The sequence below is a fragment of the Pseudomonas entomophila genome (assembly GCF_013523125.1).
In the GTDB taxonomy this organism is placed as follows: Bacteria; Pseudomonadota; Gammaproteobacteria; order Pseudomonadales; family Pseudomonadaceae; genus Aquipseudomonas; species Aquipseudomonas entomophila_B.
In genome coordinates this window covers 1-385 of the sequence record NZ_JAAMQJ010000120.1, presented here as the reverse complement: position 1 = coordinate 385, position 385 = coordinate 1, and the positions used below count along the sequence as shown (strand labels likewise).

Genomic DNA, 385 nt, shown 5'->3' with positions numbered 1-385 from the left:
GCCGCCTGCATCGCGGGCAAGCCCCACAGGTTGCTTGCGCAGCCATGTCCACAGCGACAGGTTGCCGAGATCTGGGTGGGAGCTGGCTTGCCAGCGATAGGGCCTTGTCAGGCGCCGCCTGCATCGCGGGCAAGCCCCCACAAGCTGCTTGCGCAGCCATGTCCACACCGACAGGCTGTCGAGGTCTGGGTGGGAGCTGGCTTGCCAGCGACAGGCCTTGTCAGGCGCCGCCTGCATCGCGGGCAAGCCCCCACAAGCTGCTTGCGCAGCCATGTCCACAGCGACAGGTTGCCGAGATCTGGGTGGGAGCTGGCTTGCCAGCGACAGGCCCTGTCAGGCGCCGCCTGCATCGCGGGCAAGCCCGCTCCCACAGGTTGCTTGCGCA

General features: G+C 68.1%; 1 protein-coding gene. It reads right to left on the bottom strand.

The window, feature by feature from the left end:
- On the bottom strand, positions 1-246 hold a 246-nt coding region (locus G7007_RS22080; protein WP_219859203.1), incomplete at its 3' end, for a hypothetical protein.
- Positions 247-385: the final 139 nt, after the last annotated feature.